At 59.5% G+C, this 16,157-nt stretch carries 7 protein-coding genes; 2 read left to right on the top strand and 5 right to left on the bottom strand.

Going from position 1 to position 16,157, the window contains the following annotated elements; genetic code table 11:
* The first annotated feature begins 7 nt into the window (after positions 1-7).
* Positions 8-754, top strand: a complete 747-nt coding sequence (visR, locus tag E2F50_RS12730; RefSeq protein WP_133316551.1) for a transcriptional regulator VisR — start codon at positions 8-10, stop codon at positions 752-754.
* Between the two features lie 8 nt (positions 755-762).
* On the opposite strand, the gene E2F50_RS12725 is transcribed toward visR, so the two are convergent.
* From E2F50_RS12725 to E2F50_RS12710, 4 genes are all read right to left on the bottom strand, one after another.
* Positions 763-2,958, bottom strand: coding sequence for a DUF1217 domain-containing protein (locus tag E2F50_RS12725; RefSeq protein ID WP_133316550.1), 2,196 nt, complete (start codon positions 2,956-2,958; stop codon positions 763-765).
* 122 nt (positions 2,959-3,080) lie between these two features.
* Positions 3,081-3,536, bottom strand: a complete 456-nt coding sequence (locus tag E2F50_RS12720) for a hypothetical protein (protein ID WP_133316549.1) — start codon at positions 3,534-3,536, stop codon at positions 3,081-3,083.
* A 4-nt stretch (positions 3,537-3,540) separates the two neighbouring features.
* Positions 3,541-4,623 (bottom strand): flagellar biosynthesis protein FlhB, encoded by a 1,083-nt coding sequence (flhB, locus tag E2F50_RS12715; RefSeq protein ID WP_133316548.1) that lies wholly within the window; start codon positions 4,621-4,623, stop codon positions 3,541-3,543.
* Between the two features lie 239 nt (positions 4,624-4,862).
* Positions 4,863-11,699 carry a beta strand repeat-containing protein gene (locus E2F50_RS12710; RefSeq protein WP_133316547.1) on the bottom strand — a complete coding sequence of 2,279 codons (6,837 nt, stop codon included), beginning with the start codon at positions 11,697-11,699 and terminating at the stop codon, positions 4,863-4,865.
* A gap of 292 nt (positions 11,700-11,991) precedes the next feature.
* Here E2F50_RS12710 and E2F50_RS12705 point away from each other — a divergent pair, with 292 nt between their 5' ends.
* Positions 11,992-13,761: a hypothetical protein gene (locus tag E2F50_RS12705; protein WP_133316546.1), complete on the top strand. Its 1,770-nt coding sequence runs from the start codon at positions 11,992-11,994 to the stop codon at positions 13,759-13,761.
* A gap of 341 nt (positions 13,762-14,102) precedes the next feature.
* Here the strand turns inward: E2F50_RS12705 and E2F50_RS12700 are convergent, their stop codons facing one another.
* Positions 14,103-16,151 (bottom strand): O-linked N-acetylglucosamine transferase, SPINDLY family protein, encoded by a 2,049-nt coding sequence (locus E2F50_RS12700; RefSeq protein WP_161974127.1) that lies wholly within the window; start codon positions 16,149-16,151, stop codon positions 14,103-14,105.
* Positions 16,152-16,157 lie beyond the last annotated feature (6 nt).

Raw genomic sequence — 16,157 nt, 5'->3', positions numbered from 1 at the left:
GCAGCCAATGGGTTATTCGCGTAGCGGTATGGCGGACGGACCCGGAAACATCCAGTATCTCCGCCTTCAGCGCGCTTCCAGCCGGTCGGATGTCTTCCCCAAACTTGTCGCCATGCAGAAGAACTTGAAGGCGCGCCACTTCGCCGTCTTCCGGATTGCTGGAGCGGGGCTTCCCAACAAGCGCAAGCTCATTTGCGAGCTGGAAAATTGGGGACCGGCCGGCGCCCATCATCAGGATCAACTGATGGGAGGTTATGGCGAGGTCTTTCTCGAGCATATCGACATGTCCATCCTGCCGCTGATCTGGAACGGCTCGGAAAATGCAAGCTTTGCCGATGCGGGCGATTTTTCGCCCTTGATGCGCCGTCTGGAGGAAAAGGTTGTCGCTTTTTCCGGCGTTGCCTTTCCTGTTCGGCTCGGCGCGCTCGGCAACGGCTATGTCGCCTTTCTCGCCACCTCCATCGAACTCGGCAGCGATGTGATCATCGACCAGCACGTCAGGTGCTGTCAGGTCATGATGGACCTGCTTGCCCTCGACGAGCGTCGCAGCGTTCCCGCCGAGACCCTGAGCGAGCGGGAGATTGCCTGTCTGCAGCTCGCCGGCGACGGCCGCATCAGCGAAGAGATTGCGGAAAATCTCGGCCTCTCTGTCCATACAGTCAATGCTTATCTCGGCTCGGCCACCATCAAGCTCGATTCGGTAAACCGGATCCAGGCGATCGCCAAGGCGATCCGCCTGGGCTATATCCACTGATTTAAAGACTATCTGCTGGAGAGCTGCGCAACGGCCAGGAGGGTGTCGGCGCTGATCCGCGTCGAGCTCGTGCTGGTCAGCATAGCCAGCGCCGGCGACGTGGTGTTGTTGTTGGCTTGATCATAAAGCGCAGTGAAGCGCTTGAGCAGATCCGTCACGTAATCGCTGTCTTGCAGCTTGTTGATATCGATGTAGTTCTCGATCATGTCGGCCTGCTGGGCCGTGTCCATGTTTGAGATATAGTCGGACATGCTGAACGTCGTCTTGAAGAACTGGAACAGTGCGGTATCGCTTAGGATATTGTAGGGGCTGGTGATATCCGAAGCGGTGCGTTGGAAATAAAGAGCCAGACGGACGCCCTCATTGTCTTCGCCCTGCTGTTCTTCCAGCGTCTGCTGCACATAGTTGTTTACGGTTGTCAGCACATCGCCACGCTGCTGAACAGTGCCGACCGGATCCGACGATACATTGCCCTTGGTGTCGAAGTTGAAGGAAGCGACGATCTCAGCAAAAGCCTTGTTTTCAAGGCTGTTGACATAGCTTTCCGGATCATCGAGGTCCGAGGCGAACATCTTCTTGAGGTCGTCCGTGGTGACCCAATCGCTATCCACGCCCTTGGCCTCAAGCACGAAGGAAACCAGCCTCTCATCTGCCAAAAACTGCTTCGCAGTGGTAATCGTCTGCATCTGCGTCTGGAAATAGCCGATTTCCTTCTCCGCCGCCGTCTTGGCTTCGGTTTTTTCGACCCCGGTAAGAAGCTTGGTCTTTGTTCTCAGGTAGTCGCTGGCGTAGTCATTGGTCACGCTTTCCGATTGAACGAGAAGGGGCGTGCTGATGTCTCCCTCGGCATCGAAGTTGAATGCCTTAACCAGAGCCACATAGCGCTCGTCTTCGAACTGGTTCACGTAGCTGTCGGGATCGTCCGGATCGCTCGAAAGGATGTCGCGCAGCTTGGTCTTTCCGACCTCGTGCGGATCGATCCCATAGGCGCGCAACGCGACGTCCCAGATTTCCGTGACATCGTCATTGTCCTCGTCTTCGTCATCGGCATTCGACGTCAGGAAGTCGTCTATGCTGGTAACCTCGTCGATCCGGGTCTGGTAGTTCTTGATGGCATTGTCGACCGTGTCTTTCTGGTCGGCTTGGAATGCTGTGACATAGGAGGCATTTATCGATGCCAGCTGGGCAGCCGTCTGGGCCGCGTTGCCGGCAGCAATGGTCCCGTCGCTCTGGAAGTTGAACATGGCTTTGACATGGGTATAGCCAAGGATTTCCGCAGCCGAATCGCTTGTCAGGAGCGACTTGATTGACGATGAAAACTGCACGTTGATGTCGTAGGCTGTCTTCAGATATTCGACCATCCGGTTGTCGTCGACGAGCTCGTCGACATTGGTCATCGTGCTGATCTTGGTCTGCCAATAGGTCTTATTGGCATCGGCCAGAAGATCGGAAGGGAAGGTCGACTTGTTGTAGATATAGTCCAGCTTGAGCGACAGCTTCTGGTCTGCCGTCTGTGCCGATCCACCGTTGACGGTGCCGTCGGCGTTGAAGTTGAAGGCTTTCGCCAGCGCGACGAAAGTGTCGTTGCCGGTCTGGTTCGCAAAGCTGTTCGGGTCGTCGAGATCGCTCGTCAGCACCTGCTTTAGATAGCTCTTCGACGTATAGTCCGGATCGAGCCCGAAGGATTCCAGCACATAGGCCGTCGCCCGGCTGTTCGACAGCAGCTTGTCTACCGACGTGACGCTGCCGATCGTGGCATTATAGTAATCCACCTCGGCCTGGATGCTGGTCTGCTCTTCGTCAAAGGAGGACTGGTAAGCTTTGACCAGTGTATTCTCCTGGACGGAGGTCTGCGCCATTGCGGTGGAACTGGTGAAGTTGAAGGCTGCAGCGAAGGCCGCATACCGCTTGTCGGTCAAGGAATTGGCAAAGCTGGCCGAATCGGTAAGATCGCTTTCCAGGACCTTCTTCATGAAGGCTTTGCCATAGGTCATGTCGCTTAGCCCGTAGGCTTTCATGGCATAGGAATAGAGCCGGTAGTCGTCGACGAACTCGTCGACGCTTGTGACCTTGCCGATATTCTCCTCGTAATACTTCGATTCGCGCGAGACCGTCGCCTGGTTGGCGACGCTGTTCAGCGAGGACTTCATGTCCCGGTTGACGATCAGGTAGCTCGTATAGGTCGAAAGCGTCGTCGAGGTCATGCTCTTTCCTTGAAGATCGGGCCTAGCATCGCCGCTTTGCCGGCCGTTATGAGCCGGAATTAATAATTCTTACCAAGCTGCGGTTAAGCGAAACTTTACAAATACCTGAAACGGCCGAGCGCTCAGTAATTTGCTGCCGAAAGGCTGGCCATGCCTCGGCTTGAGGGCCGGAAAGTCGCTTCCAGCAGGCTGTCTTCAAGGAATCGGGTGTTCTCGTCGGGATTGGCGGAGGGACTAACGAAGTTGATGTAGTTGATCTCGATGCAGGCGCGCTCCGCCTCCAGCGTCAGCTGTGCATGGATCGTCACGCCCCGGGGCTTGATTTCCAGGTCGAGCGTGACTGACGGATAGGTATCCCAGTCCAGGCGATAGTCGCCGCCGATCCCGAAACAAACGGTTCCCGGATGGAAATAAAGCTCAGCTGCCGACGATACTAAATCTGAAATATTCGCGTGGTATTCCAGGCGAAGCAGTGAGATCAGATCCGCTGGATCGATCAGTCGGAGTTCTGAAGCGACCGGGCCTATAGCCTTGGCAACGATTGCTTCGCGTGTTGCGGAGTAGGTGCATTTTTTCATCAGATCAGCGCATCCGTTTGTTCGGACGGCGTGCTGAATAGACCCTGTGGATCAGCTCAGCCACCGCTTTATAAAAAACCGATGGGATGACGCTATCGACTGAGACTTGCGCAAACATGGAACGGGCGAGGGGAGGGTCCTCGAAAATCGGAATTCCGTGCTCCTGCGCAATCTCGCGGATTTTCAGGGCGACCAGATCTTGGCCCTTCGCAACCACGACCGGAGCCTCCGACTCCTGGGCTACATATCGAAGCGCCACGGCAAAATGCGTTGGATTCGTGATGATCAGGGTTGCGCGCGGGACATTGTTGATCATGCGTCTGCGGGATCGGTCTCGTGCAATGGAGCGCTGGCGGGCCTTGACGAAGGGGTCGCCCTGCGACTGCTTCATCTCGTCCTTGATTTCCTGCTTCGTCATCTTCAGGTTGCTGAACCACTGGTGACGCGTCCAGAAAATATCGGCTGCGGCAACAAGGAAGGCGCAGGCTAGGACCACGATCACCATCTTCTTGATGATTCGCACCAGGATCGGAAACACGGTCTGTGGATCCGAATACATCGAGTCCAGCAGTTTGAAGTATTCGTTCTGCAGAACGAAATACATGATGACCCCGGCGGCGACGATCTTGACCAACGATTTACCGAAATGCACCAGGCCGTTGACCGAGAATATCCGTTTGAAACCTGACATCGGCGAAATGCGGTTCCACTGCGGCCTGATTCGCTCCAGCACAAAGGAAGGCATGTGCTGGCCGACGGAGGCGAGCATGCCGAGTGACATGAAAAGGATGGCAGCCGGCAGCATGAAAAGCGCGGACTGCATGAGCAGGTAGCCACAGAGCGAAACAAGATCCGAGCTGGTTTCTACACGCCACTGTTCCGGGTGTTCGAGAAGGCTTTTAAGCACTTCTGCCAGATGGGCCGAGTTTTTCGGCAGAAAAAAGACCAGAAACATGTAGAAGGCAAGCGCGGATGCGAAAATTGCGACTTCGGACGAGATCGCGAGATTGCCCTTGGTGACGGCATCCTGGATTTTTTTGCCAGTTGGGTCTTCTGTTTTGCTGTCTTTATCCTGATCGTCGGACAAGAGCCAACTCCGCTGCGCTTCGCTTCATCGAAGGCCTCAAGCTTAGCAGAGCCTAGGGGCGATGACAGCCGCGCTGGCAGCGCAGGATCTCAACTATACCGCTTTTCTCACAGATGCTTTGGCCGAACTGGATGCCGCAAAGGTCGCGGCACCCAAATGCTGGCCATAGCGGCACAATTTGCCGAAACAGAGGCGACAACCGCAGCGGGAGGTAGCGTCGGCCAGCCCGCTCACGCTGTTTACGCCGCCAGATATTTCGAAATTACTGCGGCGATCTGGTCGGAATTCAAAGCGCCCATCTGGGTATCGATCAGGGCGCCCAACTGGGCACTCGACAGGTGGTTGATATCATCGATAGAAAGACCGGCGACGCCGGAAGTCCCGAGCAGCGCGATATCCTCGGTCGAAAAGGTCGCCAGTCCCTCGTCGGTCAGCGCCGCGATCTGGGCGGAGCTCATCGCGTTCACCTGCAGCGGTGTCAAGGCTTCGGCCTGCGCCGTTGTCAGCGAGGCTATGGCGCTCGTGGTGAGACCGGAAATAGCGCTGGTGCTCAAGGCCGCGATTTTGTCGGTGGACAAAAGCGCAATGTCGTCTGCACCGAGGGCCGCGGCCTGAAGGGCGTTAAGCGCACTGACCTGGCCCAGCGACAGGGCGCCAATCTGATCGGTGCTCATCGCAATCACCTGATTGTAACCCAAGCCCTGGATCTGGCTTGTGGTCAGGCTGGCCACTTCCTGCGTGGAGAACGCAGCGACTACACTAGTTGAAAGGCCCTTGATCGCCGACGGATTGAGCGCCGCGAGCTCATCCAGCGTGAAGGTATCGAGATCTTCCGTGCTCAGTCCGGCAAGCCCTGACGCACCGAGGGCCGCTAGCTGGTCCGTCGACAATGCATCCACTTGTCCAGCGCTCATGGCAGCGACTTGGCTACTGCTCAAACCATTGAGGCCAGCAACGCCGAGGGCCCCGATCTGCTCAAGCGACAGGGAGGCGATGAAGCCTGTGGACAAGCCGCTGATCGCGGCGGAACTGATGGCGCCCAAGTCGGCGGTCGAAAAGGTTTGCAGATCCTCTGCGGCAAGCCCCGAAATGGCGCCCGAGCTCAAGGCGGCGATCTGAGCGGTCGACAGGACATCGATCTGCTCGACGCTCAGGGCCGCGACTTGAGCACTGCCCAGACCTGCAATGCCAGCGGCGCTGAGGGCTGCGATCTGGCTTGTGGAGAAGGCGGCCAGATCGTCCGCGCCGAGGACAGCCACCTGCTTGGAGCCGAAAGCGCCGATCTGTCCGGTGGACAGGCCGTCGATTTGGTCTAGGCTCAGCGCATTGATCTGGGCCGTCGAAAGCCCGCCGACGGCTACCGAACTCAAAGCGGCGATCTGGTCGGTGGTCAAGGCTGCTATCGTGATCGTCGACAAGCCGGCAACGGCGCTCGAGCTTATCGCTGCGAACTGCTCCGTCGACAGGCTTGCAAGATCATCTGCGCCAAGCACTGCAACCTGTTTCGAGCTCAGCGCGCCGATCTGGGCTGGCGTCAAAGCTTCGATATGGAGACTGCTCAGCGCGCCGATCTGAGCCGTGGAAAGACCGGCAATGCCGCCAGTCCCAAGCGCTGCGACCTGATCGGCCGAAAAGGCTGCCAGGATGGCGGTGGGCAGGCCCGAAGCGGCGCTGGAGGTGATCGCCGCTATGTCAGCGGTGGAGAAAGCCTCGATATCGTCCTGACCCAGGGCCGCGAGCTGGGTGGAGCTCAGCATTGCCACCTGGCCCGGCGTCAAGGCTTCGACCTGGGTGACGGTCAGCGCGCTGACCTGGCTTGTGGTAAGTCCGGCAATGGCGGCCGTGTTCAGCGCCGCAATCTGCGTTGCGGAGAATTGGGCCAGATCGTCGGTACCAAGCACTGCAAGCTGCTTGGACGTGAGGGCGCCAAGCTGCGCCGTGGTCATCGCTTCGACCTGTCCGGGGCTCAACGCATTGATCTGGTCGGTCGTCATGCCTGCAATGCCGGCGGCGCCCAGGGCAGAAATCTGGTCCGGCGTAAAGGCAGCGATGGTCGTGGAGCTCAATCCCGATATCGCCTTCGAACTGATGGCAGCGATATCGGACGTGGAGAAGGTCTGCAGATCATCCTGGCCCAAGGCGGCTAGCTGGGTCGAGCTAAGGGCACCGACTTGCGTCGGTGTCAACGCTTCAACCTGGCCGGTGGTCAAGGCAGCCATTTGAGCAGTCGACAAGGCTGCAACAGCGGTCGGGTTCAAGGCTGAGATATGGTCGGCGGAGATGGCGGCTATGTCTTCGGTCCCGAGCGCGCCGATCTGTCTCGTCGTTAGGGCGGCGAGCTGTGCGGTCGTCAGCGCCGCGACCTGCCCTGTGCTCATGGCGTCGATCTGGGTCGTTGTCAGGCCGGCAAAGCCGGCAGCGCCGAGGGCGGAAATCTGTTCTTCGGAGAAACCGGCTATCGTCGCCGTGGACAGCCCGGGCATGGCGCCGGCGCTGATGGCAGCAATTTCCTTGGTGGAGAAACTGTCGAGATCGTCGGCGTCAAAGGCGGCTATCTGTGCGGAGCTCAAGGCGGCAATTTGCACCGAAGTCAGGGCTTCCACCTGCTCTGACGACAGAGCCTGAATCTGGCCGGTTGAGAGCCCGGCGATCGCGGCCGTTCCCAAAGCTTCGATCTGTTCGGGCGAAAGGGCTGCAATACCGCCCGTGCCGAGTGCTGCCAGCTGTCTCGACGCGAGCGTAGCGAGTTGCGATGGCGTCAACGCATCAAGCTGTGTGGAGCTCAGGACGTTGAGCTGGGCAGTCGTCATGCCGCTGATCCCGGCCGCGCTCAAGGCAGAAATCTGATCCGCTGAAAAGCCCGCTATGGCTGCAGTGGACAATCCGGGTACAGCGCTCGCGCTGATGGCGGCGATATCGGCATCCGACAAGGTCGCAAGATCATCCGATCCGAGTGCTGCGATCTGTGCCGAACTCAGCATGGCCACCTGGGCCGAACTCAGCGCCTCCACCTGTTCGGTACTCAGGGCAGCGACCTGTCCGGTGGTAAGACCGGCAATGCTGGCAGCGCTCAGGGCACCCAATTGGCTGGGGGAAAGCGCCCCTATATCGGTGCCGAGGGCGCCGACCTGCGGCGAGGTGAGGGCGGCCAGCTGGCCAGTCGTCAGAGCGGCCACCTGACTGCTGTCCAGTGCCTGGATCTGCCGCGTCGACAATCCCGCCATGGCGGCGGTCGTCAGAGCTGCCACCTGCCCTGTCGAAAGTGCCGCAATCACAGCTGTCGTCAGGCCGCCGATGACGCCGGCGCCGATCGCAGCAATATCGTCGGTCGAAAACTGCCCGATGTCGCTCGGATCGAGCGTCGTGGCCTGCTGGCTGGTGAGCGCGCTTACCTGCTTAGTGGTCAAGGCGGCGATCTGATCGGAACTGAGGACACTCATCTGTTTCGTGCTGAGGCCGGCAATACCAGACGAGCCGATTGCTTCGATCTGCCCGATGGTGAGGGCTGCCACGGCGGCAGTCGACAGGCCTGACATGCCGTCGGCGCTGATCGCAGCGATATCGGCGGTCGACAGGCTTGCCATGTCGTCAACGCCCAAGGCAGCCGTTTGCCTCGAGGTCAGAACCGCAAACTGGGCAGGGGTCAGCGCTTCCACCTGATTGGTGCTCAAGGCGCTGATCTGGCCTGTTGAAAGACCTGCAATGCCAGCCGAGCTCAAGGCAGCGATCTGGCTTCCGGACAAAGCCGCGACGTCGCTTACGCCGAGTGCGCCTACCTGTGCGGATGTCAGGGCAGCGATCTGTTTGGTCGACAGCACGGCGACTTGAGCCGAGCTCAAGGCATCGATCTGTTTGGTGCTGAGGCCGGAAATTGCTCCATTGCTCAATGCGGCGATCGCGGCCGTCGAAAGCGCCGAGACCACGTCCGTCGACAGCCCGGCGACAGCAGCGGAGTTGATGACTGCGAGATTGCTGACGGAAAAGGCCGCCAGGTCATTGGCGATAACGGCGGCAATCTGCGAGGAATTGAGCACGGCCGCCTGCTTTGTCGACAGAGCGGCAATCTGGTTGGAGCTCAAGGCACCGATCTGGGTCGTGCTCAGGCCTGCGACGCCGGCGGCACTGAAGGCGGCGATCTGCGCAGTCGAAAGAGCCTGGATGTCTGACGTCGCGAGTGCGGCAATCTGTGCCGAGGTCAAGGCGGCAATCTGCTTGGTGGACAGGGCCACGATCTGGTCCGTCGTCAAGGCGTCGACCTGCCTGGTCGTCAGGCCGGTAATGCCGCCGGTGCTGACCACGACGATGTCGCTGGTCGGGAGGGTGGCGATGATGTCCGTGGAAAGGCCGGCGATTGCGCTGGAGCTGATGGCGGCAATCTCCTTGGTGGAGAAGGTAGCGATCCCGTCTGCTCCCAGCGCTCCCAATTGTGCCGAGGTCAATGCGCCGATCTGCTTGGATGTCAGGGCTTCCGCCTGCTGCGTCGTAAGCGCGGCGACCTGCTTTGTTGTCAGGCCCGCGACGCCCGAGACGCTCATGGCGGCAATCTGCACAGTGGACAGGCTGGGAATGTCGTCGGCCTCGAGGGCCGCCAGTTGCGTCGACGTCAGTGCAGCGACCTGCTTGGTGGCGAGCGCTGAGATCTGGTCGATGCTCAGAGCCTCGATCTGATCCTCGCTCAGTGCAGCGATGCCAGCTGGGGATAAAGCTGCGATCTGGCTGGTCGAGAAGGCTGCAAGATCGGTGGTGCTCAGGGCTGCGACCTGTGCGGCCTTCAGTGCTGCGATCTGCTGCGTCGTCAAAGCGCCGATCTGCGTCGGGGTCAGCGCATCCACCTGATTGGTGGCGAGCCCTCCGATAGCCGCCGCGCTCAAAGCCTCGATCTGATCTGCCGAAAGTGCAGCAATGACCTCTACTGACAGGCCGGCAATCGCCGTGGAGCTGATGGCTGCGATGTCTGCGGTCGAGAAGGTCGCGATATCCTCCTGCGCGAAGGCGGCAACCTGTGCGGAGCCAAGCGCCCCGATCTGGCTCGCCGAAAGACTTTCCACCTGAAGGGTCGAAAATGCCTTGACCTGTTCGGCCGTCAGGCCCTTCATCGCGGCCGTGGTCAGCGCTGCAATCTGGGCAGTAGTCAGGACGGCGACATTGTCGGCGCTCAAGGCTGACATCTGCTTTGCGTTGAACGCCTTGATCTGCGTGGTGGACAGGGTTGCAACCTGCTGCGTGGATAGCGCCTCCACCTGGCTGGTGTTCAGATTGGCGATCGCGCTGGTGCTCAAGGCGGCGATCTGAGCCGTCGAGAATGCTGCGATGATGTCGGCATCAAGGCCGCCGATGCTTTTATTGGTCAGCACTGCGATCTCGGCCGTCGAAAATGTCGCTATGGCATCTGCGGACAGAGCCGTCAGCTGTTTCGACGTCAGCGCCGTCACCTGCGCGACGGAAAGAGCTTCGGCCTGCTGGGAAGACAGAGCGGCGACCTGTGTTGTGGTCAGCTTGGCGACTGCGGCTGTGCTTAATGCGGCGATATGGCTGGTCAACAATGAGGCTACGGCATCTTCGGTGAGACCGCCGATCGCCTTGCTGGTGATCGCTGCGATGTCGGATGTCGAGAATGCCGCCACTGCGTCGACAGACAGGACGGCAAGCTGTTTGGAAGTCAGAACCTTGATCTGCGCTTCGGACAGAGCCCCGACCTGGGCCTCGCTCAGTGCGGCGACCTGCAACGTTGCAAGGCTCGCCACCGCGCTCGTGTTTAGGGCTGCAACCTTATCCGGGGACAATGCCGCAATGGCTTCTTCGGTGAGGCCAAGGACGCCCTTGTTGCTGATGGCTGCCATGTCGGCTGCCGAGAATTTCGCAATGGCATCGGCACTCAATGCGCCCATCTGGAGCGAACTGAGCACCTTCACCTGGCTCGGCGTCAGGGCCTCCACCTGTTCAGCTGTCAGGGAGGCGGCTTGGGACGTGGTGAGACCGGAAATGGCACTGGAGCTCAAGGCGGCGATCTGCGCCGGCGTAAGCTCTGCAATGCCATCGAGGCTGAGCACCTTCATCTGTGTCGACGTGATGGCCGCGGCTTGTATCGTGGTAAGCCCAGCAACCTGCTCGGCCGAGAGTGCTGCGGCCTGGCCCGTGCTCAGGTTCTTGATCGCAGCTGTGCTGAGCGCGGCGATCTTCTCGGTGGACAAGGCGGGAATGACGCTTGCAGCAATGCCGGATATGGCTTTGCTGTTGATCGCAGCGATGTCTTCGGCCGAGAATGTCTCCAGGGCATCGGCGTCAAGGACGGCCAACTGCGTCGATGTCAGCGCGCTCACCTGGGCAGGTGAAAGCGCCTCGACCTGATCAGCGGAAAGTGCGGCGACCTGATCGGCGGTGAGGCCCGCAATGGCTCTGGTGCTGAGGCTGGCGACTTGTTCGGTCGTCAGTTCGGCCAGGCTATCCAGGCTGATGCCCTTGATCTGCGCGGCGTTGAAAACCGCCACCTGGCTTGTCGTAAGAGCTGCAACCTGATCTTGAGAAAAGGAAGCGATCTGGCTGCTCGACAGATTGGCGATGGCGTCGGTGCTGAACGCTGCGACCTGATCCTCGGAAAGAGCCGCAATAAGCGTGGCGTTGAGGCCCGATACGCCTCTGTTGCTGATCGCGGCGATGTCGTCGGTCGAGAATGTTTCGAGATCGGCCGCACTGAGTGCTGCCACTTGCGCCGAGCTTAGTGCCCCGACCTGGGCGGTGGTCAAGGCTTCTGCCTGCTGCGCCGTCAGGCCGCTGATCTGGGCGGTAGCGAGGGCGGCAATCTGGTCCGGACTGAGGCTCTCGATATCCTCACCTGTCAGGAAGGAGAGTTGATCCAGCGTGAGGCCGATCATGGCGCTCTGCGAAATGGCACCGAGCTGCGATGTGCTGAGGACATCGACATCTTCCGTGTCCAAGGCGCCAATCTGTTCGGAGGACAGCGCAGCCATCTGCCTGGTGGACAGGGATGCAACGTCTTCCGTATTCCAAGCCGCAACCGACGCCTTGGATAGGGACCTGATCTGAGCGACGCTGAGGGAAGGGACGATCGACGTCATACGCTGTGGTCCTTGATCTGGATTGCCGTAATCGGATCTGGCGAAATGAATAAAGAAGCTGTGTCTATGTTTGGTCGCAGATGCCGTATCGGCATCGAGATGGCATTCCTGGCGCCGAGGTCATGCCAACGCAGAATTCCGCCTCGCAAGAGCAATAGCCGCCATTGGCTTGCCTGAAGCTTGAGGTAGTCCCGCGCGGGGACAACCGGTTGTATCGCGCATCGGCAGTTCCAGTTCCGAGCAAGGTAGCTTGGCTTAAAAGGGAGCTGACTGAACCGAATCTGGGGATCCCATGACACTCGCGGTAGACCTGCGCACTGCATCCGTGGCCGCTGAATGGCTCACTTCCCGAACATTTACCTTCCGCGTGGAAGACCGAGAGAAGCCGCTCAGCAACACCTTTGTCTTCCATCCGAACGGGTTCGTCGTGGGCTACCATCATGCCAACGAGTCCTACTGGGAACTGGATGCGGGCGGCGTCAACATTCTCAGTCACAACGGGATCACCACCTGCCGCATGGAGCTTGCTTTCTCGGAAACCGGAAAGCCCTATCTGACCGGGACCTTCATCAGCCCGCTGCCCGGCCACGACGTGCCCGGCAACAGGCATTTCCTGTTCGAGAACGATTCCGATTATCATGCAGGTATCCAGAGCTTCGACGTATTCGATACTTTGGTGGCCCGGCGTTGCTTCAATCCTCTTGCTGTCTTCGTTAAGGTTGAAGGCAAGCTCGGCATCGCCGGTTTTGCGACCCGCCGCCATCATGTAGAGATGAGCATATTCGGTCGTCGGTCCTATGGTCTGGACGACATTTACGACATGCTCGTTGCCGAGGGTTCCCTGACCGAACGGCAGGCAAAGGTCGCCAAGCTGGTGGAACTGGAGGAGGAGTGGGAAACCCTCATGCCGATCCGCCAGGTGATCGCTTTCGTCAATCCGCACGACATCATCATCTCGGACATGTATCTTCCGCGCAGTTTCATCGAAAAGGTGCTTCGAGAGAAATGCGGGCTACAGAACAAGCTCTATCTGAGCAACTACGGCAAGCATCACCGCACGATCTGGCCCGGCATCAAGGAAGAGTACAAGCTGCGCGCCCATTTCGGGGATAATCCGCATGCGGATATCAGCAGCCCCGCGGCATTCGGCATTCCCGGTAATCTCGTCACAATATCCAAGTGGGACAAGACGGAAGAGATCCTGCACAGCGCGGGTCTCGCACCCTATGCGCATGCGGTCCGGGAGCTGCGGCTGCAAACATTCCATCGTGACGTGGCGGTGCGGAATGCGCTTTTCGGGCAAATCAGTCTCAACATTCCCCTGATGATCCTCGGCGCCTTCTGGGTCCGTCATCTGGCCGCCGATTGCGGTGCCGACAGGATCATGACCGCCTCGCGAGACTGCAATCTTTTCTACGAGCTGCTGTCCTGCGATCATTTCGTCCGGCAGGGCATGCCGCCGGCCAGCTATGTCAGGATCTCTCGGACGCTTTGCTATTCCGCCACGGAAGAATACGAAGCTTATCTGAGGTCGCATTTCGGCCGGAAGACCCTGCTCGTGGACTTCGTCGGCACAGGCCGCTCGCTGAACCATATCGTCGATCACCTGGATCTGAGGGACCAGGTCAAGCCTTGCATTCTCGTTGCCGAAGATCCGGAAAACGTACCGGGTATTCCGAAGATGGATGCGCTCGTCTACCGGGATTTCTTCGCCTACAGGATTTTCATCGAAGCGCTCAACGCATCATTGGAAGGCTCAGCCGTCGGGACATCGGTCCAGGATCATCTGGTGACGATAGAGGCGCAGCCGAATGAATACGATGAAAAGATGCGCAGAACTATCGCCGAGATGCGCACTGCCTTCTTCCAGTTCCTTCCCATCCTGAACAAGGTGGAACCCATGCAGGCCGGTCCATCGCTCGAGCTTGTGCAGGCTGCTGCCGGAGCGATGATGGGACTGCTTCCGCGCAATGCTTTGCGCCTGCTGTCGCTTGCGGAAGCCCAAGGCCGGAATTTGCGGCGTGGCGTGGCCGTGGTCGGGGCGCCTGCGGCGTCCGTCTGACAGGTTCAAAGAACTCCCAGATAATAAAATGCACCAAAGCGCCGGCCAGCTTCCTGGTCGGCGCTTTGCGTTATCGTGGGGATGCTGGCGATGATGGCTGCCGGCTGGCGTTCGTCCGATATTTCGGAACAGTGTGCCGACTGACCAGCCTTTCGATCCAGCAGCTAATGCTCAAGCTGATGAGACGTTACATGCTTGCAGAGATGTGATGGATACGATTCTGAGGGGGTACGGCGACACAGGTCTGGATCGGGCCACTGATGGGCTGACGTTCATCAGCCGGCGCCGGGGGGGGGGGCAATACGCCGCCGGTGGGGCGGCGTATTGTCGACAGAACTCGATCAGGCTCTCGGCTCAGTCCAAAGGCGGCGGTCATAGGGGATCGGCGCATAGTCGTGCCATTGCGCGAGCTTCTTCAAGTAGCGCTTGCGATAGCTCTGGCTGTTTTCGAATTCCACGTCTTCCAGCACCAGATCGGCGCCGATCTCGTAGTACAGGTCGAGATTGCGCAGGTCAGGGACCGGCGTCTCGCCGCGTTCGCACTCGCCTTGCATCTGCCAGAACAATTCTTCCAGCCGCCGGGCTAGGCCCGGAATGTCGCGAAGGGCACTCGTCTCGCGCTGGCTCTGCAAGGATTGACGGACGGCATCGAGGCTCTGGCGGTTGTGGGCGAAGCCGATAGCTCGTTGGACATACTCTTCCGGCGTCGCACATGCCATCTCCGGCACGCCTGCCGCCGCGACAATGCTGGCGCAGAAGCGGGACGCGAAGCCATTGCCTGGCATGGTCATGATCGGCAGACCCATGGTGATTGCGTCGGACGCCGTCGAATGGGCGCCGTAAGGGAAGGTATCGAGAAAAAGATCTGCCACGGCGATACGCGCCAAATGGTTTGCATTGGGTGCCTTGGGCGCGAAGATCAGCCGCTCTGGCGCCACGCCCTTTTGCTCGGCCAGCTGACGCAGCCGAACATTAGCGTCCTCGTCACCGGCCAGCAGCCACAGAACACTGCCGGGCGTGGCGGCGAGGATCTTCATCCAGCGGTCGAAGCAGTTGGCGGTGATTTTCTGCATGCCGTTGAAGCAGGCATAAACGAAGGCGTTCTCTGGAAGACCGGCTTCCTTTCGGCTCGGCTTCGACGCGATGACGCGCTTACGGTCGAGAGGCTGGTTGCAGGCGATCCGCAGCACCTTTTCGGTGTAGTAGATTTCGTTTTCGACCGGCACAATATGGTCGTCAGCGATCATGTACTGATGGAAGGGGCTGCCCATCGTGCCGGGATAGCCGCAGAAGCTGACGATGACCGGTGCTGGCCGATAAGCAAAAACCTTGGTGCGTGCATGTTTCGTGTAGCCATTGACGTCCACCAGCACGTCGATCTCGTCACGGCGGATCAGCGTCGCGATGTCCACATCGCTCATGGTGGCGATATCGCGCCACGCGTCCGTGGCTGCCTTTATGCGATCCTGGGTAGGGTCGTTGGTGCGGGGCTCGCCGCAATAATAGGCGTAGACTTCGACGCTGTTCTTGTCGTGCAGTTCGAGAACTTCGCGAAGCGCGAAGCCGACTGCATGATCGCGCAGGTCGGAAGAAAGATAGCCGACACGAACGCGCTGGCCGGTGCCGGTCTTCTGCTTCGGCGCCTTGCGCGGGAATGCGTTGAGGTCGACAGGCCCGCCGACGAGATGCTTATTATAGCGATAAGCCTTGGCGAGCTGGAAGATCGGATCGTCGGAAAAACAGGACAGCGTCAGTGGCGACATGGCGTCGAGAAGCTGTCGGGCCGATACGTGCTGGGACGATGTCAACAACGGCCACTTGCACTGCCGCTGGCGTATCGCACTCCAATGCTGCGCCGCCTCCGGCTTGGTCGGCTGCAGTTCGATCGCCTGCCACATGGCTGTCTCGGCATCTTCGAGCTTTCCGGCATTCTCAAGCACCCGGCCGATGTGCTGAAGCGTCATCAGGCGGTTGCTGATCCGGTCCGGCGTGACTTCGGTCGTCAGGTCGAGATAGCTGCGCCACTGCTGAACGGCCTGGTTGATCAGGCCGTAATCCTCCAGCGCTCGTCCGAGATTGATGTGCGCCGGGCCGAATTGCGGCTCGAGCTTGGTGCTTGCTCGTAGGGCCTGGATGGCGCCTGCGGGATCACCGGTCTGCTTCAGCGTCACGGAATAGTTGAAATAAACGATATGCGCGAGCGGATGGGTTTCGTTGAACGCGAGCCAGACCTTATAGACCTCGACCGCCCGGGCTTCCTGGCCGCTCGAGTTAAGGGCCTCAGCCACTTGCAGCAGGTCGCCAATAGAAAGCTGTTGGTTCTGGGCCTTTTGCAGAATGCTTGCCAGGGGCGAAGCCTGAGCGACAGAAGATGCGATATTTGCGTTCATGACCAT

The sequence above is a fragment of the Rhizobium deserti genome, from assembly GCF_004358025.1.
Classification (GTDB): Bacteria; Pseudomonadota; Alphaproteobacteria; order Rhizobiales; family Rhizobiaceae; genus Neorhizobium; species Neorhizobium deserti.
This window is presented reverse-complemented; position numbering and strand designations above follow the sequence as displayed.

Excerpts from the sequence above, each read along its gene's own strand:
- E2F50_RS12720 (WP_133316549.1), bottom strand. The coding sequence starts at position 3,536 with ATGAAAAAATGCACCTACTCCGCAACACGCGAAGCAATCGTTGCCAAG.
- E2F50_RS12700 (WP_161974127.1), bottom strand. The coding sequence starts at position 16,151 with ATGAACGCAAATATCGCATCTTCTGTCGCTCAGGCTTCGCCCCTGGCA.
- visR (WP_133316551.1), top strand. The coding sequence starts at position 8 with ATGGGTTATTCGCGTAGCGGTATGGCGGACGGACCCGGAAACATCCAG.
- E2F50_RS12725 (WP_133316550.1), bottom strand. The coding sequence starts at position 2,958 with ATGACCTCGACGACGCTTTCGACCTATACGAGCTACCTGATCGTCAAC.
- E2F50_RS12710 (WP_133316547.1), bottom strand. The coding sequence starts at position 11,699 with ATGACGTCGATCGTCCCTTCCCTCAGCGTCGCTCAGATCAGGTCCCTA.
- E2F50_RS12705 (WP_133316546.1), top strand. The coding sequence starts at position 11,992 with ATGACACTCGCGGTAGACCTGCGCACTGCATCCGTGGCCGCTGAATGG.